This window comes from Shewanella sp. 38A_GOM-205m, from assembly GCF_000518445.1.
GTDB classification, from domain to species: Bacteria; Pseudomonadota; Gammaproteobacteria; order Enterobacterales; family Shewanellaceae; genus Shewanella; species Shewanella algae.
In genome coordinates, this window is record NZ_KI912437.1 from 94,667 (window position 1) to 115,427 (window position 20,761).

Below are 20,761 nucleotides of genomic sequence, written 5' to 3' on the forward strand. Positions count from 1 at the left end.
CCAAGGTCAAGTGTTTTTTATCCCGCTTCGGGGTTTTGGCTTGTTCGCAGAGCAATATTGTGAAACGCGTAGAAAAAACACCGCGGCAAATCGTTTTACGTTAAAATACGGCGCGCCTTGAGGGTTCCCGGACCATTCGAGGGACTTTTGGAAAACAATGCAAATCAGCACTGCCTGGTTTTCCGAAAGATCCTTGAATATAAAAAAGTGGAATACTGTACCCAAATGAATAATGCCAGACCCATACGTCGCGCGCTCTTGAGCGTATCTGATAAGACCGGAATCCTGGAGTTCGCCAAGGCGCTGCATGCCCAGGGCGTTGAACTGCTGTCCACCGGAGGCACCGCCCGCTTGCTGGCGGATAACGCTGTACCTGTCATTGAAGTTTCAGACTACACAGGTCACCCAGAGATCATGGATGGCCGGGTCAAGACACTGCATCCCAAAGTGCATGGCGGTATTCTCGCCCGTCGAGGCCAGGACGAAGCCGTCATGGAAGCCAACGGCATAGGCCCGATTGACCTGGTGGCCGTTAACCTCTACCCCTTCGCCGAAACCGTTGCCAAGCCGGGTTGTACCCTGGAAGACGCCATCGAGAATATCGATATCGGCGGCCCGACCATGGTGCGCGCCGCGGCCAAGAACCACAAAGATGTCACCATAGTGGTCAACGCCTCTGACTATCAACGCGTACTGGCAGAAATGGCGGCCCACCAGGGTTCAACCACTCTGGCGACCCGTTTCGATCTGGCCATTGCCGCCTTTGAACATACGGCCGCCTATGATGGCATGATAGCCAACTACTTCGGCACTCAAGTTCCGGCCCACAGCAAGGATGAGTGTCATCAGGATTCCAAGTTCCCGCGCACCTTCAACACTCAGTTGCTGAAGAAACAAGATCTGCGTTACGGCGAGAACAGCCACCAGAGTGCCGCCTTCTATGTTGACCTCAACACAGACGAAGCCTCGGTCGCCACTGCCGTGCAGCTGCAGGGTAAGGCGCTGTCTTACAACAATATCGCCGACACCGACGCCGCACTGGAATGCGTCAAGGAATTTGAGCAACCCGCCTGCGTTATCGTCAAGCACGCCAACCCCTGTGGTGTCGCCCTGGGCAGCGATCTGCTGGACGCCTACAACCGCGCCTTCAAGACAGACCCTACCTCGGCCTTCGGCGGCATCATCGCCTTCAACCGTGAGCTGGACGGCGCCACTGCGGCGGCCATTGTCGAGCGTCAGTTTGTTGAAGTGATCATCGCTCCTAAGGTCAGCGAGCAAGCCCGCGAGCTGGTTGCCAAGAAAGCCAATGTCCGTCTGCTTGAATGCGGTCAGTGGCAAGGCCGCACCAAGGGCCTGGATTACAAGCGGGTCAACGGTGGTCTGCTGATCCAGGACAGAGATCAGGGCATGGTGACCGAGGCCGACCTCAAGGTGGTCAGCAAGCGTCAACCTACTGCCGAAGAAATCAAAGATCTGCTGTTCTGTTGGAAGGTCGCCAAATTCGTTAAGTCCAACGCCATTGTTTATGCCAAAGACGGCATGACCATAGGGGTGGGCGCAGGTCAAATGAGCCGGGTCTACAGCGCCAAAATCGCCGGTATCAAGGCCGCCGATGAAGGCTTGGTCGTGGAAGGTTCAGTGATGGCATCCGATGCCTTCTTCCCCTTCCGCGACGGTATCGATGCCGCTGCTGCTGCCGGTATCAGCTGCATCATTCAACCCGGTGGCTCCATCCGCGATGAAGAGGTGATTGCCGCTGCAGACGAGCATGGAATGGCCATGGTATTTACCAATATGCGCCACTTCCGTCACTGATAGTCAGCAGGCCCAAACCGGCCTGCACTGATGCAATGAACTTATCGCCGGAATAACCTCCGGCGATTCGCCGTAACAAAGCCCTGCCCGGCCTGAAGCTGCCCGCAAGGCGTTAAGCGAAAAAGGATAAGAAGATGCAAGTACTCGTGATTGGTGGTGGTGGTCGTGAACATGCCCTGGCCTGGAAGGCAGCGCAATCTCCCGCCGTGGAAACCGTATTTGTTGCTCCGGGGAATGCCGGCACTGCGCTGGAGCCCAAGCTGGAAAACCTGGCGATAGAAGCCTCGGATATCCCGGCGCTGCTGGCCTTTGCCAAGCAACAACAGATAGCCCTCACCATAGTCGGCCCAGAGGCCCCTCTGGTACTGGGAGTGGTCGATGCCTTCCGCGCCGAAGGCCTGAATATCTTTGGCCCCACCGAAGCGGCAGCGCAACTGGAAGGCTCCAAGGCCTTTACCAAAGACTTTCTTGCCCGCCACCGGATCCCAACCGCCGACTACCAGAACTTCACTGAAATTGCCCCGGCCAAGGCCTATGTCACCGAGCTTGCCGGTCGCACAGGTTTCCCTGTGGTGATCAAGGCCGATGGTCTGGCCGCAGGTAAAGGGGTGATCATCGCCCAGGATCAAACCGAGGCCGATGCCGCCATCGACGATATGCTGGCAGGCAACAAGTTCGGCGAAGCCGGCTCCAGAGTGGTCGTTGAGGAGTTTCTGCGCGGCGAAGAAGCCAGCTTTATCGTGATGGTCGACGGCAACAATATTCTGCCTATGGCCACCAGCCAGGATCACAAGGCCCGTGACAACGCCGACAACGGCCCCAACACAGGCGGCATGGGTGCTTACTCCCCGGCGCCGGTCGTCACCCAAACAGTGCACGATTGGGTCATGGCCAATGTTATCCGGCCAACGGTTGACGGCATGGCCGCCGAAGGCAATGTCTACACCGGCTTCCTCTATGCCGGCTTGATGATTGCCGCCGATGGCAGTGCCAAGGTGCTGGAATACAACTGCCGCTTTGGCGACCCCGAGACTCAACCTATCATGATGCGCCTCAAGTCGGATCTGGTGGAGCTCTGCCTGGCCGCCTGCCGTGGTGAGCTGGACAAGGTCAGCGCCGAATATGATCAGCGTGCCGCCGTCGGTGTGGTCATGGCCGCCGGGGGTTATCCGGATGATTACCGCAAGGGTGATGTTATCGAAGGGCTGTCACTCGGCAATAATGAAGCCAAGGTGTTCCACGCCGGTACCAAGATGGTCGATGGCCATGTAGTCACCAATGGCGGCCGGGTATTGTGCGCCACCGCTTTGGGCAACACAGTGACCGAGGCCCAACAGGCCGCTTATGCCTTGGTGGATGAAGTCCATTGGGACGATGTCTACTTCAGAACCGACATAGGCTATCGCGCCATTGCCCGCGAGCAGGCATAACGGCTTTCACTCAGTTAGCCAGACTCAACAGTCAACAAAAAAGCCCGGGATTTTTCGGGCTTTTCTGTTTGAACCTCAGCTTAGCTCTTTAAGGGCTTAGTTCTCTGAGGGCATAGTTCCCTGAAGGCGTAGTCACTTTAAAGCAAGGTGCTGGCCATCTTGCGGCGCAGGTAGGCTATCTGCTGCATATGGGGCAAGTCTTTAGGACAGTTATCCTGACATCCCAGCAGGGTCATACAACCGAACACCCCATCCTGATTGCCTATCACATGGTAGAAGTCCTCGGCGCTGCGGGCATCACGGCTATCCAGCTCGAAGCGAGCGATTTTCATCATGCCGACTGCGCCGACAAAGGTGTCGCGCATCTGCTTGGTAGCGCAGGCCGAGACGCAGACACCGCACTCCACACAGCGCTCCAGTTCATAGAGTCTGGCGGCTTCCTCCGGGTCCATCGGGGCTTCCAGATGGTGGATATCCTGCTGATCCGGCTTGGGGTGCAGCCACAGCTTGAGCCTTTCAGCCAGCTCACGCATAAACTTGCCAGTGTTGACCGACAGATCCCCTATCAGCTCAAAGCCTGGCAGCGGCATCAAGGTGATCAGTCCATCTGGATATTTAGCGGTCAAGGTGCGGCAAGCCAAGGTAGGAAAGCCGTTGATCACCATGGCGCAGCTGCCGCAAATCCCGGCGCGACAAACAAAGTCGAACTGCAACGATGGGTCCTGCTCCTCCCTGAGGCGATTGAGGGCGATAAATACCGTCATCCCCGGGGTTTCTTGCAGCTGATAGTCCACCATTTGTGGCTTGTCTCCCGCTTGCTGTGGGTCGTAACGGAAGATCCTGAAGGTTAAAGTGCGGCCACTCATGCGTTGTCATCTCCGGCAGGGTTAGGCTGAGAAGGGGTTGAAGTCTGTGGGCAAGCCAGACGGTCGCTCAGGCGCTCGTTGCCGGGGCGCAGGCTTTCCGGCAGTTCGAACGGCATCAACGCCCGCTGCTTGTCTTCAGCGCTGGCATCCGGTCCCAAAGACGCGAGAATGGCGGCAATCTCCTGCTCGCGTTTGGCGGTATCCGGATGGGCAATGGCATTGTCGGCACCATAGCCGCGATAACCGGGCGGCAGTTCCATCTGCATCACATCCAGCGCCTCGTAGCTGAGCACAGGCTCCAGCGCATCGGCGTCCGGCCAGCGGGCCAGGGTACGGCTGAGCCAGTCTTTGTCGTTACGCTGCGGGTAATCCTCGCGGGCATGGGCGCCACGGCTCTCGGTGCGCGCCAGGGCGCCGCAGGCCACAGTCAGTGCCACCTTAAGCATACGCCTGACCCGTAGGGCCTCGACCAATTCGGGGTTGGCGTGGCGCTTCTTGCAGGTGACAACAATATTGCGCGAGCGGGCCAGCAAATCCTTGAGTTCGGCCACCGCCTTTTCCAGCTCTGGGCCGTTACGGAAGATGCCGACATAGTCCATCATCACTCTTTGCATCAGGCGCTTGAGCTCAAACGGGCTCTCGCCCAGCTCCCGAGCCAGCAGCTCGTCTATCTCTTGGTTGAGCTCATCACGGAAACGCTGCACCAGCGCCGTATCCAGCACCAGCTCCTCCTGCTCGCAGAAGTCGGCCACATATTTGCCTATGATCATGCCGCCGACCACGGTTTCCGCCAGCGAATTACCGCCCAAACGGTTAAAGCCATGCATGTCCCAACAGGCCGCCTCACCGACACTGAACAGTCCCTTGAGCTGCGGGCTCTCTCCTGTGTGATTGGTGCGAATACCGCCCATGGAATAGTGTTGGGTCGGCCGCACCGGGATCCACTCTTCGGCCGGATCTATGCCGAGGAAGTTCTCGCAGATCTCTTTGACTTCCCGCAGGTTGGTTTCCACATGTTTGCGCCCCAGCAGGGTGATATCCAGCCACAGGTGCGGGCCATAGGGGCTATCGACTCCCTTGCCCTTACGCATATGCTCTGTCATCCGCCGTGATACCACGTCACGGGAGGCCAGCTCTTTCTTTTCCGGCTCATAGTCGGGCATAAAGCGGTAGCCGTCTTTATCCCGCAGCAAGCCACCGTCTCCGCGGCAGCCCTCTGTGGTCAGAATGCCCACGGGCACTATGGCCGTGGGGTGGAACTGTACGGCTTCCATATTGCCAAGGGTTGCGACCCCGGTTTCCAGCGCCAGCGCCTGGCCTATCCCCTCACAGATCACCGCATTGGTGGACACCTCATATATACGGCCATAGCCGCCTGTGGCTATGGTGGTGGCCCGGGCGATATAAGCCCTGAGTTCACCGGTGATCAAACAGCGGGCAATAACCCCATGGCAGCGGCTGCCGTCGTGAATGAGTTTCAGTGCCTCGACCCGCTCATGCACCGGGATATCCATGGAGATCGCCTTATTGTCCACCGCATACAGCAGCGAGTGGCCGGTACCATCGGCGGTGTAACAGGTGCGCCATTTCTTGGTACCGCCAAAGTCGCGGGCGTTGATCAGCCCGTGAGCCTCGGCGGCTTCTTCCAGAGTCACCTTTTCGGCATTGACCACTACTTGACGCGGCCCGGCAGTCACCCTGGTCCAGGGTACGCCCCAGTTGGCCAGCTCACGCACCGCCTTGGGAGCACAGTGGGCGAACATTCGCGCCACCTGCTGATCGCAGCCCCAGTCTGAGCCTTTGACCGTGTCCTGAAAATGCACATCTTCGCTGTCGCCCATGCCCTTGACGGTATTGCCGAGACTGGCCTGCATGCCGCCCTGGGCCGCGGCCGAGTGGGAACGCTTGGCAGGGATCAGCGACAGTACCAGGGTATCCAGGCCACGCTCTTTGGAAGCGATGGCTACCCGCAGACCCGCCAATCCGGCGCCGACAACCAACGAATCCGTATAGATGAGTTTCACACACACTCCTTATGGGACGGCCCAATGCCGTTTGCCCTAAAGCTATCTGTTTGGGTTATCGATACTCAGCTCGCGTGGGGCCAAAAAGCCAGCAAGGACGCCAGACCTACGGCGACAAACGCCACACTGAGTATGGTTTTAATTTTTCTAAGGCGCGCCCGGCTGTTGAGATCCCGCGCCGCGCCCCATTTCAATGCCACCCGGTAAAGTCCTATGGCGGCATGCAACTCCACTGTCAGCAGCAGTGGCAGGTACAAGGCCCAGGCATACTGGTTCCAAATCCTGTCGGCCGAGCCCTGTGGCCCTATGGTTTCCGGGGCCGAACCCACCAACCAAAGATGCACAGGAAGCAGCAGCAAAATCACCACTCCGGTAGCGGCCTGCCACACCCACAAGCGGGTATCGCCATGATCAATTTGCACTAGTTGCTGTTTCAGAGCCTTTTGCTGCCTGAGCGACAGAGGCAACTTGTGCAAGGCCACCAACACATGCAGTAACGCCAACCCGGCAACGGCTATGGCTATCAGGCTCACCACCCAGGGATAGCCGTGGCCATCATCACTGAGAAAACTCAGCTCCATGTTGCGGGCCACCCATTCCATTGCCGGTGCCCCCAGCAATATTGAAGACACCAGCAACAGGTGAGTCCACAAAAACAGCGCCAACAACACGCCTGAAGCACTCTGCCCCAGATCCAACCAGCCGCCCCAGCGCTCACTCAGTCGTATCATGCGTATTCTCCCTGTCATCCAATGGCTTAACCGCTTAAAGATAGTAAAACCAATGTGGATCACAAAGGGCGAACGAACCCTGAGGCAGATCAAACTTCTGCCGGTTAATTTACCTTTAACTGATATTGAGTTAACCGGGAACGAACGGCTGCAACGGCAGGCTCAGCTCATTGCCTAGCAGCATATAGGTCACCAAACTGCCTAAACCAAGCGTAATAAGGTATACAATCAATAGCTTGGCTATTTTTCTCAGGCCAGTGCGGTTAAAGCTGAGGCCCCATTTCACCGCCACCCGATACAGGCCTATCATGGCGTGGATCACCACCGCAGGCAGCAGCAGGATATACAGCAGCCAGGTGTTGTCGTGCCAGACTCGGTAGGCCGACATATTGGGGCCGATTTCCGGATTGGCTATCATGGTGACCAGGTGCATGGGCACCAGGAAGAACAGGATAAAGCCGGTAGCCAACTGCCAGAACCAGGCGTGGCTGTCGCGGTGTTTGATCAGATGCAGATGGCTGCGCAGCGCCCGCCATTGGCCGAGCTGCGCCGGAAAGCGCCTCAGCGCCATGGCGGCATGCAGTATCACCACCAGCAGAATAAACACAGAGAAGAGTTGCGTCAGCAGTGGGTAACCGTGGCCACTGGCACTGAACCAACCGCCTTCCAGCACCTGCACTACCTTATAGAAAGCCTCTTTACCCAGCATGATGCTGGATTCGAAGTGAAGATGCGCCAACAGAAACATGCCCAGCAAAATGCCGCTGGCACTCTGCAGGCGATCGGCTCTGGCCGACCAGTGGTGGCTGTTGGCATGACCGAGCCAGCGCTCGGGGATGTGATATTTTGTCAGCATGTTTTTTGGGTACAGATCCTTGGGATCTACAACATAACTCACAGCCAAACTGCGCCAATGCCCAAGGAGTCTGAATGTGACCTGCCTCAATCGAAAGTGGGGGATTATCTGATCACGCTCACAAATAAACCACTTGCGGCAAAACAGAGGTAATACCAATTATCCACTACAAATCAAACGTTTATTTGAAACTTTAAAACAAAAAAGACAGCAAATTACCGTAAATCCAACCGCTGACCGAACAAACCTGAAACCGGGTTTCACTCCGCCCTCTTTACCCCGGTGTGCTGGCAAGGCCGGCAGCCTATGGCTTACAATAGCGCTTTATTGTCCCCCACGAGAGAAGATTCCATGCCCTGGATCCAGTTACGCATCCACAGCAGCAGCGAGCACGCCGAGACACTCAGCGACCTGTTGCTGGAGGAAGGCAGCGTGTCCATCACCTTTGAAGATGGTAAAGATACGCCGATTTTTGAGCCCAAACTGGGCGAAACCCCGCTGTGGGCCGACACTGTGGTGGTCGCCTTGTTCGATGCCGGCACAGATCTGACTCCCACAGTCGAGATGCTCAAGCAACTGCCCTTCCTCGAAGGCAAGCTCAACTACAAGATTGAGCAGATAGAAGATAAAGACTGGGTCCGCGAATGGATGGACAGCTTCCACCCTATTCAATTCGGCAAGCGCCTGTGGATCTGTCCCAGCTGGCGTGAAATCCCGGATCCCGAAGCCGTCAACGTAATCCTGGATCCCGGCCTGGCCTTTGGCACAGGCACTCATCCCACAACGGCCCTGTGCCTGGAGTGGCTCGATGGCCTGGATCTGCAAGGTAAACAGCTGGTCGACTTCGGCTGCGGTTCCGGCATTCTGGCGGTCGCCGGTCTCAAGCTGGGCACAACCAACGCCATAGGCATAGACATAGACTACCAGGCGATAGACGCTTCCCGCGACAATGCCAAGCGCAACGGCGTAGATGACAGACTCAGCCTCTACCTGCCTGAGGATCAACCCAAAGGCATTCAGGCCGATGTGTTGGTTGCCAACATTCTGGCCGGACCGCTGCGGGAACTGGCCCCCCTGATCGCCGAGTTGGTTCGTCCGGGTGGCAAACTGGCGCTGTCCGGTTTACTGCAGGAACAAGCAGAAGAGATCCGCGAATTTTACACTCAATGGTTCGAGATGGACGAAGCCGTTCACAAAGAAGATTGGAGCCGCTTGACAGGAGTACGCAAATAGCGGTAAAGGCGGCGCCAGAGCGCACTGGCGCTGACTTCCCACCAATCAAAAGTCAAGTAAAAAAGTTTTGCTCAGGTCATTTATTGACCTTTTCACCGCTGTCAAAAAGGCGTACTATAGCGCCCCTTTGAAGAGCAAGGTGAAACAGCAAAATGCAGATTGGACCCTATCAACTGAAGAATCAGCTGATCGTGGCACCAATGGCAGGTGTCACCGATCAGGCCTTCCGTAATCTCTGTATCCGTTATGGTGCTGCCATGGCAGTGTCAGAGATGCTTTCGTCCAATCCCGACCTTTGGGACACGGACAAGAGCCGCCAGAGAATGACGCACTCGGGTGAAGAAGGCATACGCTCAGTACAAATCGCCGGGGCTGACCCCGATAATATGGCTTGGGCCGCCCGCTACAATGTAGAGCAAGGCGCCCAAATCATAGATATCAACATGGGTTGTCCGGCAAAAAAAGTGAATAAAAAGCTCGCGGGTTCTGCCCTGCTGCAATCGCCGGAACTGGTAAAGAAAATACTGGATGCCGTGGTTGCCGCAGTGGATGTGCCGGTAACGCTGAAGATTCGCACGGGCTGGGCCCCAGAACACAGAAATGGTGTTCAAATCGCCCGGATTGCCGAAGAGAGTGGCATTACGGCGCTCGCGGTTCATGGCCGCACCCGCCAATGCATGTACAAGGGTCATGCCGAGTACGACACCATCAAGGCAATCAAACAGAATGTCTCGATTCCTGTTGTCGCCAACGGGGACATCGATAGTCCGGAGAAGGCGCGTTTCGTGCTGGATTACACAGGTGTCGATGCCCTGATGATAGGACGGGGTGCCCAGGGAAGGCCTTGGATTTTCAGAGAGATCCAGCATTACCTGGACACAGGTAGCAAGCTAGCGCCCATAGGGATGGCAGAGCAGCGTCAAGTGATGCTGGAACACCTAACCAAACTGTATGATTTATATGGGGAAGTAAAGGGCGTCCGCTTCGCCAGAAAACATATGGGATGGTACCTGGACCAGGAAGAACAGCGCCAGTTCCGTGCCGACTTTAACCGGCTGGAAACCGCTGCAGAACAATGTTCCATGGTGGAACGTTTTTTTGATGAATGTGTACTAGATAAATAAAGAGCAGAATACGAATGTTTGATCAGACAACTCACACAGAAGCTCATCAGCTTACCGTAGGCAAAATCGAAACCGCTAACGGCACCATCAAGCCCCAGTTACTGCGCGACGCTGTAAAGCGCGCTGTCAGCAACTTCTTCGCTCAGTTGGACGGTCAAGAAGCTCAGGAAGTTTATGAAATGGTGCTATGCGAAGTTGAAGCACCTCTGCTTGATATCATTATGCAGCACACTCGTGGCAACCAGACCCGCGCCGCCAACATGCTGGGCATCAACCGCGGCACACTGCGCAAGAAGCTGAAAAAATACGGCATGAACTGATAACCAGTTCGCTAGATGCTGTAACTAAAAAGGTTTACCCATAAAACGGTAAGCCTTTTTTGTTTTACCCTCCATGAAGACACTATATTGTTGATCGCCACCGACTTATCAAAGTAACACGGATAAAAATCAGCCCGATTGTTGTACCATGGAGTCTCAGTTGCAGAGACGATATCGAATAGGGCATCACAGCATCGGCCCGGTCTGATTGACATCGGCGACTGACATCTTTAAAACGTCACCCAACTTGGCGATAGCGCTACGAGACACAGCAAGGACATGGACTGATGGGACAGCTTATAGGAAATTTCTTCTCGGTAGTTTGGCGAGTTCTCGCTGCCGTTTTTGGTCACTGGCAGGCTCCGCCCTGGATGCATTGGTGCATAAAGCATCCCTTTAAAGCCTTGGGAAGCCTACTGCTGCTATCTGTATTGACTGTGCTTTGCTGGGGTGGCTGGTATTGGTATCAGCATTTACCCAAGCCCTATACCCTGCACTATACGCTCAAGGCGCCGCGGCTAACCGATTACCACCAGGCCAAACCTCAGGTCGCTCCCTTGACCCTGGCCTTCAGTGGTTCGGTCGCACCTTTGGATGTCATAGGCAAACCCGTCTCCAAGGGCGTCAGTCTCAGCCCCCAACTCGCCGGGCAGTGGCGCTGGGCCAGTGACAAGCATCTGCAATTTACTCCGGATAACGACTGGCCGATTGCGGAAAAGTTCGCGGTCAGCCTAGATAAGAAGCAGCTGCTGGCAGACCATATCTTACTGGATAAATACCAGAGCGAATTCAGCACAGCCGCCTTCACGGCCACCATCTCTGAGGGTCGTCTGTACCAGGATCCGGCCCAGCCGAGTATTCAAAAGCTGGTCGCCACCCTGGCCTTCAGCCACCCGGTGAATACGGCCTCGGTCAAACCCCAACTGGCGATATTGCTGAGCCCCGGCTTGACCTACAGCGGCAATGGCGATACCGAAGTCACCTTCGATGACAAGCATCTGTTCGCTTACATACATTCTCCTGCGCTCGCCACGCCACTTGAGCAGAGCTCTGTAACCCTGGAGGTCAGCAAAGGGATCCAGGCGGCCAGCGGCGGCAACAAGGCAGGCAAGAGCCAATGGCAAGTAGAGGTTCCCGGCCGTTATCAGCTGAGCTTTAAACAGGCTCAGGTCAACTTCGCCTACAACGACAAGGATGAACCCGAGCCGGTACTGACGATGGAAAGCTCACGTCCGGTCAACGACGAAGCGCTTCAAGGCAAGGTACATGCCTGGTTGCTGCCGGTGAAAAATCCCAAGGGAAGCCGTCACTGGTATCAGGAAAATGTCACCGAACAGGTACTGGACAAGGCCGACAAACTGACCTTGCCCCAGATCCCCGGCGCCGAAGGCCTCAACCAGTTGCACAGCTTCAAGCTGAAAGCTCCGGTCGATCGCTACGTGGCGGTAATGGTGGATAAGGAAGTCGAAGGCCAAGGGGGTTATCTGTCCCGCGATGCCGTGCTGACAGTGCTGCGAATGCCGCAATATCCCAAGGCGCTCAATTTCCTCGGCGAAGGTTCCTTGCTGACTCTGGACGACGATCAACGCCTCGGCTATCTGGCCAGAGGGGTGCAAAAGGTACAGATTGAGGTCGCCCAGTTGCTGCCTGAGCAGCTCAATGCCCTGATAGATCAAAGCTCGGGCAGCTTTGCCGAGCCCTACCTCAACAACACAGATTTCGACCGTTTGGTCACCCGTCAGGTGTTCAAGCAACAGCTTGCCGGGCGCGATCCCAGCAAGACGCTCTACGGCAGCGTCGACCTCAAGCCCTTCTTCAAGGACAAGCGCGGCATCTTTGTGGTCAAACTGACTCCGGCCGATGAAAGAGACAGCCAAACCTTCGACTATTACCAAACCGAGGCCCACGATCTGCGCTTTGTGGTCGTGACAGATCTGGGCATACTCGCCAAGCGCAGCCGTGATGGCAGCCAGGATCTGTTCGTGCAATCCCTCGGCAAGGGGACTCCGGTGGCCGGCGCCCGGGTGGCTGTCATCGGCCGCAACGGTTTAGCGGTAGCCGAGGCTTTAACAGATGAACGCGGTCACGCAAGCTTTGCCAAACTTGGCGATCTGCGCCGGGAAAAGACCCCACTCTACTATCGGGTCGAAAAGGATGGCGATCTCTCCTTCCTGCCGCTGGCTGATTGGCGTCGCCAGCTCAATCTGTCCCGTTTCGACACCGGCGGCAGCTATGAGAGCGACGATCCCGGCGCCCTGAGAGCCTACCTCTTCACCGACCGCGGGCTGTATCGCCCCGGTGAGACGGCCCATATCGCCAGTTTGGTGCGGGGGCAGGACTGGAGTACCGCCCTGGGTGGCCTGCCGGTGAAAATGCAGATCACCGACCCCCGCGGGGTAACCGTGCTGGATCGCACCTTCAAACTCGATGGCAGCGGCTTCGACAGCCTGGACTTCAGCGCCGGTGAAACCGCGGTTGCCGGTGACTATCTCGCAACTCTGTCCCTCATCAAAGACAGATACCGCCTCACGCGTCTGGGGGATGTCACCTTCAAGGTGCGCGACTTCGAGCCGGATCGCATCAAGGTGCGGGTCTATTTGGGCACCGACTTGGGCACCGACAAGCAGTTTGAAGGCTGGCGCAAGCCGCAGCAACTCAAGGCCGAGGTCTTGGCCGAGCAACTCTTCGGTGGCCCGGCGAGCGATCGCCGAGTCAGCGGCGAGATGGTGCTGTCACCAACCGATATCAGCTTCAAAGCCTGGCCCGGCTATCGCTTTGGGGTATTGGGCAAGCTCAAGGAATCGTTCCGCGAAGACTTGAGCGAAACCACCACAGACGGCAAAGGCAAGGCCAGCCTGGACTTGGCGCTGGACCGCTTTGCCGGCAGCACTTACAAGCTGCACTTGCTGGCTCGGGTATTTGAAGCCGGCTCAGGACACGGTGTCAGCGCCCAAAACCAGCTACTGGTATCCGATGCCGACTGGTTACTGGGCTACAAGAGCGATGGCGATCTGGACTTCATCAGCAAAGACGGCAAGCGTGTGCTCAACCTGCAAGCCGTTGGCCAGGACCTTCAAGGTGTGGCTACTGAGCTCAAAGTCGAGAGTATCGCCCGGCGCTGGGTGTCTGTGTTGGTGAAACAGAATGACGGCACCTACCGCTATGAATCGCGCCGCAAAGACAAACTGCTGGGCAGCAGCGCCCTGAGTCTGGCCGCAAGCGGGGGCCAATTGGAACTCGACACCAGGGAGCCGGGTGACTACCGCCTGCGGCTGCTGGATGAAAACGGCCGCCAGTTGAACCAAATAGATTACAGCGTTGCCGGCAGCGGCAACGCCAGTCGCACGCTGGAGCGCAACGCCGAGCTGGAACTGACGCTAAACAAGGCAGAATATCTGCCGGGTGAAAGCATTCAGGTAGCGATCCAGGCCCCTTACAGCGGCGCCGGACTCATCACCATAGAGAGAGACAAGGTCTACGCCTTCAAATGGTTCAAGGCCGACAGCACTCGTTCGTTGCAAAGCATTACCCTGCCGCAAGGCATTGAGGGCAATGCCTATATCAATGTGCAGTTCCTGCGGGCACCGGACTCGGAAGAAGTCTTTATGAGCCCGCTGTCCTATGCCGTGAAACCCTTTAAGGTGGATCTCGGTGAGCGGCGTCAAGCCATCGCCCTGAGCCTGCCGGAAAAGGTTAAACCCGGGACGCAACTGGATATCGACCTCAAGCTGCCAAGCAAAGCCAGAGTCGTGGTATTCGGGGTTGATGCCGGTATTTTGCAGGTGGCCCGCTATGAAGCGCCGGATCCACTGGCGCACTTCTTCGACAAGAAGGCTCTCAGCGTAGATTCGAGCCAAATTCTCGACCTGCTGCTGCCGGATCTCAAGGTGCTGATGCGCCAGGCTGCCCCCGGAGGTGACGCCGCCGCGCTGCTGGCAGCCAACCTCAACCCCTTCAAGCGCAAGCGCGCCAAGCCTGTGGTCTACTGGTCGGGTATTCGTGAGTTGGCCGCCGGAGAGCAGCGGCTGCAATATACAGTGCCCGACAGCTTCAACGGCAGTATCCGCTTCTTTGCCGTCAGTGCCACCGAAAGCGGCATAGGCACCAGCGAGGCCAGTGTCGCGGTTAAAGCGCCTGTGGTGATGAGTCCCAATGTGCCGGCTTTCCTGGCACCCGGCGACAGCGCCGATGTTACTGTGGGACTCTATAACACAGAAGCCGAGGCGCAGGATGTTACCCTGACCCTCAGCCTGAGCGGCGCCCTTCGTAGCGACTTGCAACCGCAGCAGTTCCATATCGAACCGGGCCGTGAGGCCACGGCGCACTTTGCCGTCAAGGCAGGCGACAATCTGGGTCAAGGGGAGCTCCACTGGAAACTCGCCACCAGCGAAGGCGAGCTCAAGATCAGTGAGAGCATCTCGGTGCGGCCGTTAACGCCCCACCGTTTAACCCTGGCCACGGCTGTGCTCGACCGTGCCGAAGCCAAGCTCAAACTTGACCGTCAGCTGTTTACGCCGTTCAGCAAGGTGGAAGCGGCCCTTGGCAACAGTCCGCTGGTTTGGGCTCAGGGGCTGAGCCATTATCTGGACAACTATCCTCACGCCTGTACCGAGCAGTTGGTATCCAAAGCCGTACCTGCGCTGCTGCTGGGTAAGCCCCAGGATAATCTCAATGACTTTAACCAACTCATTGGCCAGTTGCGTAGCCGCCAGAACAGCAGCGGCGGCTTCGGTCTCTGGGCTGCCAACCCGATAGTCGAGCCTATGGTGGCCTTGTATGTGGTAGACATGCTGCTGGACGCCAAGGCCCAGGGTTACCCCGTGCCCCAGGATCTACTGGACAAGGCCAACAGCTATCTGTCGAGCGTGAGCTCCGGCCCCAGCAGCGGCCAGGATGAGCTGCGCGAGCGTGCCTATGGCGCGTATCTGCTGGCCCGCCAGGGCGTGCAGGTGAGCGGCGCCCTGGCCGACATCCGCGAGCGTTTGCAGCGCTACTATCCCAAGGATTGGCAAGCAGACATCGCCAGTGCCTGGCTGGCCGCCAGCTTTACCCTGATGCAGCAGCAACAGTTGGCCGAGCCGCTGTGGCAGGCGCAGAAGTGGCAGCTGCTTGAGGACAAGCCCCAGCGCCTCGGCCTCTACCTGGATCCCATGGTGCACGATGCCCAGCTGCTGACACTCATCGCCCGTCAGGCGCCACAGCGCCTGGATGACCTGCCGGAACAACTGTTGCCGCGCATGGGCCAGTGGCTCAGCGAGCAGCGTTACAGCTCGCTGTCTGCCGGTACTCTGGTGCGGGCACTGACCGCCCTGGATAACTCCCGCGGCGATCAGGGGCTGGCCATGCAAGCCTTGGTCGATAAGGCCTGGCAGGCACTGAATCTACCCAAGGCCCAGCTGCCCCTCGGCAGTGAAGAGGTGAAATACCAGAAAACCGGCAGCAATGATGCCTTCTATCTTCTTAGCCAGCAGGGATTTGACCAAAGCCCGGCCAAGCCTTTCAGCCAGGGGCTGGAGGTGAGCCGCGACTATCTGACCCTGGAGCAGCAACCTCTTGCCAAGGTCAAGGTCGGGGATGAATTCCTGGTCAGGCTGCGGCTGCGCGCCACAGATATGGATCAGTTGCAGCAGGTGGTAGTAATAGATCTGTTGCCCGGCGGCGTGGAGCCGGTTTATCGTGACAAGGATGACAGCTTCGACGGCTGGCAGCCGCCTGTGGGTATGGCTCAGCACAGCGACTGGTCGCCACAGTGGCTCAATGTTCGCGAAGACCGTCTGGTGCTCTACGGTACCGCCTGGCGCGATGCCAAAACCTTTGTCTACAAGGTACGGGCCACCAATGTCGGCCAGTTCCAGGTGCCGCCCGCCTATGCCGAGGGGCTGTATGATCCCCTGGTTCAGGCCCAGGGCCCAAGCGGTGAGTTGGTGATCGAAGCGCCATGAAACGCCGCTATTTGTGCCTGCTGGCCCTGGCAGCCTTGCTGCTGGGGCTGAGACTCTGGCCGGCACAACCTTTTTCAAAGCTGGCGCCCAGCTCCCGCATGGTGTTGGCCGCCGATGGCAGCCTGCTGCGGCTGACGCTGGCCAGTGATGGCCAGTATCGGCTCTGGCAACCCCTGGAAGGGGTTTCAGACAACATGGTGCAAGCCATCTTGCTCAAGGAAGACCGCTATTTTTACTTCCACCCCGGTATCAACCCGGCGGCCACCGCCAGGGCGATAGTCGCTACCTATCTTAAGGATGATCGCCAGGGCGCTTCGACCCTGACCATGCAGCTGGCCCGGCGGGTTTACAACATCAACAGCCGCCAGGTTGCCGGGAAACTGCAGCAGATGCTGGCGGCGCTATGGTTGGAGCTGCGTTACTCCAAACATGATATTCTGGAGGCCTATCTCAATCTGGCGCCCATGGGCGGCAATATTGAAGGTGTCGGCGCTGCCAGCCGCATCTACTTTCATAAAGACGCCGGTGAACTGTCACTCAGTGAAGCCCTCAGCCTGGCGGTCATGCCGCAAAGCCCGGCGCGGCGCGCCCGTTTCGGTGCCGACTTTCAGGATGCCCGCGACCGTCTGGCGTTGCTCTGGCAACAAAGCTATCGCGACGATCCTCGCAACAACGGCCTGTTGACCCTCACCGCCATCGGCCATGATCGCACTGAGCTGCCATTTCTGGCGCCGCACTTCAGCCGCCGCCTGCTGCGGGATAATAGTGACACCCTAATTCACAGCACCCTGGACGTCGGCTTGCAGACCTTGCTGGAGCGGCGCCTTGGGCTGTATATCGAAAGCCAGCGCCATCTGGGGGTCAAGAATGCCGCCGCAATCCTGGTGGACAGCCGCGATCAGAGCATCAAAGCCTGGATAGGCTCGGTAGACTTCTTCGATACCGATATCCAAGGCCAGGTGGACGGCGTCAGCGCCCGCCGCTCGCCGGGCTCAACCCTGAAACCATTTCTGTTTGGTCTGGGCATAGATCAGGGGCTCATACACCCGCTGAGCATACTCAAGGATGCGCCCACCGCCTTTGGCAGTTTCCAACCGGAGAACTTTGACCACAGATTTACCGGCCCCATCAGCGCCCACGACGCCCTGGTCAAGAGCCGCAATCTGCCGGCCGTGTGGCTGGCAGGACAAGTAAACCAACCCAATCTCTACGGCTTCCTGCGCCAGGCCGGCATTCAGGGGCTCAGGGGTGAAAGTCATTATGGTTTATCCCTGGTGCTGGGCGGCGGCGAGCTGACCATGGCAGAGCTGGCGCGGCTGTACCTGATGCTGGCGAGCCAGGGCCACGACTATCCGCTGCGGGATCAACAAAGCCAGCCCATCAGCCCGCAAGGAAAGAGCTTGCTGAGCCCGGCCGCCGCCTTTATGGTGCGGGACATACTCAAGGACAACCCCCGCGCCGATGGCCTGCCCGGCAGCAACTGGACAGTGGCCTGGAAAACAGGCACCTCCTGGGGGTATCGCGATGCCTGGAGCGCCGGTATCACAGGCCCCTATGTGTTAGTGGTCTGGGTGGGTAACTTCGACGCCACCCCCAACCCGGCCTTTGTCGGCGTCCGTACCGCCGGGCCCCTGTTCTTCGCCCTCAGCGATGCCTTGCAGGGCGCGCTGCCGGGCACGGCCGACATGGCCAACACGCCGCCGGATACAGTGAAAAAGGTGGCCTTCTGCGCCGCCTCCGGCGAGCTGCCCAACCCTTGGTGCCCCAAATTGGTCGATGGCTGGTATATCCCGGGAGTTTCCCCCATCAAGATCTCCAACTTGCATCGCCCCGTGTGGCTGGATAACAAAACCGGCGCCGCCGTCTGCCCGCCCTACGACTCGGCAATTCACCACCAGGAGGTGTTTGCCTTCTGGCCGTCAGACTTGGCGGCCCTGTTCGAGCAGGCAGGTTTACCCCGCAGGAGGCCGCCGGAGCTTCCGGCCGCCTGCAGCCAAAGAGTCGCGGTTAGCTACACTTCCCCGCTTATCCGCTCCCCCTTGAAGGGCGTCACCTACAGCCTGCGCCAAAGCGTGGCCAATGAACACATAGCCCTCAAGGCCGACGCCGCCTCCGACAGCCAAATACTCTACTGGTTTGCCGGTAACAGCCTGCTCGGCCAGAGCCTGCCGGGCCAAACCCTGGAATGGCGCCCACCCAGAGCAGGACGCTTCCAACTGTCGGTCAGCGACGACAAAGGCCGCAGCGCCAGCAGACTACTTCGAGTAGATATGCTGCCTTGAGCCGGGCCGCTATTTAGATCACCTCAGTTTCGGCCTCTTCAGCCCCACAAATGCAAGACGTTCGGATTTTGCTGGGGCCGAGTGATAAATTCGGGGGAAAGGTCATCACCAGAAGAACTTTCTAAGCTGCCTGGGCGGCAGTGAACAATATCGGCCAACATATCAACGTCAATAAGCTTTTCTAAGCTGCCTGGGCGGCAGTGAACGAACAGCAAAAGTAGTGGCAGCTGCTTCCTACTTTCTAAGCTGCCTGGGCGGCAGTGAACTGTGTCCAGCATTTCTTCTACTATCTCGGCCTTTTCTAAGCTGCCTGGGCGGCAGTGAACCAGGTTTGCCGCCTCGAACACTGCGGGGATCTTTTCTAAGCTGCCTGGGCGGCAGTGAACGCAAAGAGCCTCCACTGATGGAAGCCGACAACTTTCTAAGCTGCCTGAGCGGCAGTGAACGGGTTGGCGGCTTCAATAACAGCCACGTTCTGTTTCTAAGCTGCCTGAGCGGCAGTGAACAAATCTGGGCGCAGGTGGAGTGGACGTATCTATTTCTAAGCTGCCTGGGCGGCAGTGAACATCGCCTCGTCTTCCAGCTTTTTTCTGAGAGTTTTCTAAGCTGCCTGGGCGGCAGTGAACTGATCAATGAACCCCTTAACCATTCTCACAAATTTCTAAGCTGCCTGGGCGGCAGTGAACACAACCATTATTGCAATAGAAAGGCTTTTATATTTCTAAGCTGCCTGGGCGGCAGTGAACCTGTAGGTGGTGGTCTTGTAATGGCATCTGCCTTTCTAAGCTGCCTGGGCGGCAGTGAACCTTTATTGTCACTGGCTTCAATGCCGATAAGTTTTCTAAGCTGCCTGGGCGGCAGTGAACGCGCCTTTGGCTTGGGTACTGCGTCACCTGAATTTCTAAGCTGCCTGGGCGGCAGTGAACTCAGCGCCGACGTTATAGATGAACGACAGATATTTCTAAGCTGCCTGGGCGGCAGTGAACAATTTGCATTCTTCGGACTCAGCAAGGCCAAATTTCTAAGCTGCCTGGGCGGCAGTGAACTTAGTTAGGAGTGTCTGTGTGCTTTAAGCATATTTCTAAGCTGCCTGGGCGGCAGTGAACACTGAGGTGGCAAAGGAAGTCATTCAGCATCTTTTCTAAGCTGCCTGGGCGGCAGTGAACAGAGGAACGGTCAGCCCTGAAAAGTCCAGTAATTTCTAAGCTGCCTGGGCGGCAGTGAACCATCACGCAACTTTTCAATGATTATCTCGGGATTTCTAAGCTGCCTGGTCGGCAGTGAACAGCAAGCGGTTAATCTTCAAGCGTCATTTAATTTTCTAAGCTGCCTGGGCGGCAGTGAACCGAGGTGTTTTACTGGGCGATATTCTCCGGCGTTTCTAAGCTGCCTGGGCGGCAGTGAACAAATTTACGCATGTTTTAAACTCCTACTTTTATTTCTAAGCTGCCTGGGCGGCAGTGAACATCAACGACTTGCGATATGTTCGTCACATCTATTTCTAAGCTGCCTGGGCGGCAGTGAACGGTAGACCAAGAAGAAGGAAGGCTTTCATAAGTTTCTAAGCTGCCTGGGCGGCAGTGAACGTTTATGTCTCTGATAACGCAACTGCCTCACATTTCTAAGCTGCCTGGGCGGCAGTGAACATATGTCTGGCGACTGGTTGCCGCTGGAGTGATTTCTAAGCTGCCTGGGCGGCAGTGAACAATCAGAGTGCAGACAAGCCCTGGCTGGGTGATTTCTAAGCTGCCTGGGCGGCAGTGAACTAACCCTTTTAGAAATGCGTTCACCAGCTGCTTTTCTAAGCTGCCTGGGCGGCAGTGAACAACCTTCCCAATGCGCCCTGTTTCCAGGGCACTTTCTAAGCTGCCTGGGCGGCAGTGAACTTACTGCAACATCCTGGGCTTGAACTGGTGGCTTTCTAAGCTGCCTGGGCGGCAGTGAACTGTATGTGTAAGTGCCGATATCGTCACTTATCTTTCTAAGCTGCCTGGGCGGCAGTGAACAGGCAGTTAGCGGATGGGTTCGATTCAATGATTTTCTAAGCTGCCTGGGCGGCAGTGAACGTAGCCACAAGATTTGATGTCTCAAGCTGCCCTTTCTAAGCTGCCTGGGCGGCAGTGAACGTTTGCTCAATA

11 protein-coding genes and 1 CRISPR repeat array are annotated in these 20,761 nt (G+C 57.3%); of the genes, 7 read left to right on the top strand and 4 right to left on the bottom strand.

All coding sequences use genetic code 11. The annotated features are described in order from the left end of the window. Positions 1 to 225: 225 nt before the first annotated feature. A complete protein-coding gene (gene purH, locus N512_RS0119525; protein ID WP_028781381.1) occupies positions 226 to 1,815 on the top strand; it encodes a bifunctional phosphoribosylaminoimidazolecarboxamide formyltransferase/IMP cyclohydrolase in 1,590 nt (529 codons plus the stop codon). Positions 1,816 to 1,949: 134 nt separating this feature from the next. After that, positions 1,950 to 3,245 (top strand): phosphoribosylamine--glycine ligase, encoded by a 1,296-nt coding sequence (gene purD, locus N512_RS0119530; protein WP_028781382.1) that lies wholly within the window; start codon positions 1,950 to 1,952, stop codon positions 3,243 to 3,245. Positions 3,246 to 3,382: 137 nt separating this feature from the next. On the opposite strand, the gene N512_RS0119535 is transcribed toward purD, so the two are convergent. From N512_RS0119535 to N512_RS0119550, 4 genes are all read right to left on the bottom strand, one after another. Continuing rightward, entirely contained in the window at positions 3,383 to 4,111 is a 729-nt protein-coding gene (locus N512_RS0119535) for a fumarate reductase iron-sulfur subunit (protein ID WP_028781383.1), read from the bottom strand. Further along, positions 4,108 to 6,135: a fumarate reductase flavoprotein subunit gene (locus N512_RS0119540; protein ID WP_028781384.1), complete on the bottom strand. Its 2,028-nt coding sequence runs from the start codon at positions 6,133 to 6,135 to the stop codon at positions 4,108 to 4,110. The genes N512_RS0119535 and N512_RS0119540 overlap by 4 nt, the downstream gene beginning before the upstream one ends. Before the next feature lie 65 nt (positions 6,136 to 6,200). Continuing rightward, on the bottom strand, positions 6,201 to 6,866 hold the full coding sequence (locus N512_RS0119545; RefSeq protein WP_025011335.1) for a fumarate reductase cytochrome b subunit: 666 nt from the start codon (positions 6,864 to 6,866) through the stop codon (positions 6,201 to 6,203). 130 nt (positions 6,867 to 6,996) lie between these two features. Continuing rightward, entirely contained in the window at positions 6,997 to 7,722 is a 726-nt protein-coding gene (locus N512_RS0119550) for a fumarate reductase cytochrome b subunit (protein WP_051472885.1), read from the bottom strand. Positions 7,723 to 8,073: 351 nt separating this feature from the next. Here N512_RS0119550 and prmA point away from each other — a divergent pair, with 351 nt between their 5' ends. The 5 genes from prmA (at position 8,074) to pbpC (ending at position 18,623) form a co-directional block, all read left to right on the top strand. Next, positions 8,074 to 8,955 (top strand): 50S ribosomal protein L11 methyltransferase, encoded by an 882-nt coding sequence (gene prmA, locus N512_RS0119555; protein WP_028781386.1) that lies wholly within the window; start codon positions 8,074 to 8,076, stop codon positions 8,953 to 8,955. 152 nt (positions 8,956 to 9,107) lie between these two features. After that, entirely contained in the window at positions 9,108 to 10,079 is a 972-nt protein-coding gene (gene dusB / locus N512_RS0119560) for a tRNA dihydrouridine synthase DusB (RefSeq protein WP_025011338.1), read from the top strand. 14 nt (positions 10,080 to 10,093) lie between these two features. After that, positions 10,094 to 10,399 (top strand): DNA-binding transcriptional regulator Fis, encoded by a 306-nt coding sequence (gene fis, locus N512_RS0119565; protein ID WP_025011339.1) that lies wholly within the window; start codon positions 10,094 to 10,096, stop codon positions 10,397 to 10,399. A gap of 287 nt (positions 10,400 to 10,686) precedes the next feature. After that, entirely contained in the window at positions 10,687 to 16,341 is a 5,655-nt protein-coding gene (locus N512_RS0119570; protein WP_051472886.1) for an alpha-2-macroglobulin family protein, read from the top strand. Next, the gene (pbpC, locus tag N512_RS0119575) at positions 16,338 to 18,623 is read left to right on the top strand and encodes a penicillin-binding protein 1C (RefSeq protein WP_028781388.1); all 2,286 of its coding nucleotides are present in this window, start codon (positions 16,338 to 16,340) and stop codon (positions 18,621 to 18,623) included. Before N512_RS0119570 ends, pbpC begins: the two co-directional genes overlap by 4 nt. Positions 18,624 to 18,741: 118 nt before the next feature. Continuing rightward, positions 18,742 to 20,749: a CRISPR direct-repeat array (repeat unit 28 nt; unit sequence TTTCTAAGCTGCCTGGGCGGCAGTGAAC). The last annotated feature ends 12 nt before the right edge of the window (positions 20,750 to 20,761 follow it).

What these genes read in the sequence shown, in the direction of transcription:
- purH (WP_028781381.1), top strand. Translation starts at nt 226, where the DNA reads ATGAATAATGCCAGACCCATACGTCGCGCGCTCTTGAGCGTATCTGAT.
- purD (WP_028781382.1), top strand. Translation starts at nt 1,950, where the DNA reads ATGCAAGTACTCGTGATTGGTGGTGGTGGTCGTGAACATGCCCTGGCC.
- N512_RS0119535 (WP_028781383.1), bottom strand. Translation starts at nt 4,111, where the DNA reads ATGAGTGGCCGCACTTTAACCTTCAGGATCTTCCGTTACGACCCACAG.
- N512_RS0119545 (WP_025011335.1), bottom strand. Translation starts at nt 6,866, where the DNA reads ATGATACGACTGAGTGAGCGCTGGGGCGGCTGGTTGGATCTGGGGCAG.
- N512_RS0119550 (WP_051472885.1), bottom strand. Translation starts at nt 7,722, where the DNA reads ATGCTGACAAAATATCACATCCCCGAGCGCTGGCTCGGTCATGCCAAC.
- prmA (WP_028781386.1), top strand. Translation starts at nt 8,074, where the DNA reads ATGCCCTGGATCCAGTTACGCATCCACAGCAGCAGCGAGCACGCCGAG.
- dusB (WP_025011338.1), top strand. Translation starts at nt 9,108, where the DNA reads ATGCAGATTGGACCCTATCAACTGAAGAATCAGCTGATCGTGGCACCA.
- fis (WP_025011339.1), top strand. Translation starts at nt 10,094, where the DNA reads ATGTTTGATCAGACAACTCACACAGAAGCTCATCAGCTTACCGTAGGC.
- N512_RS0119570 (WP_051472886.1), top strand. Translation starts at nt 10,687, where the DNA reads ATGGGACAGCTTATAGGAAATTTCTTCTCGGTAGTTTGGCGAGTTCTC.
- pbpC (WP_028781388.1), top strand. Translation starts at nt 16,338, where the DNA reads ATGAAACGCCGCTATTTGTGCCTGCTGGCCCTGGCAGCCTTGCTGCTG.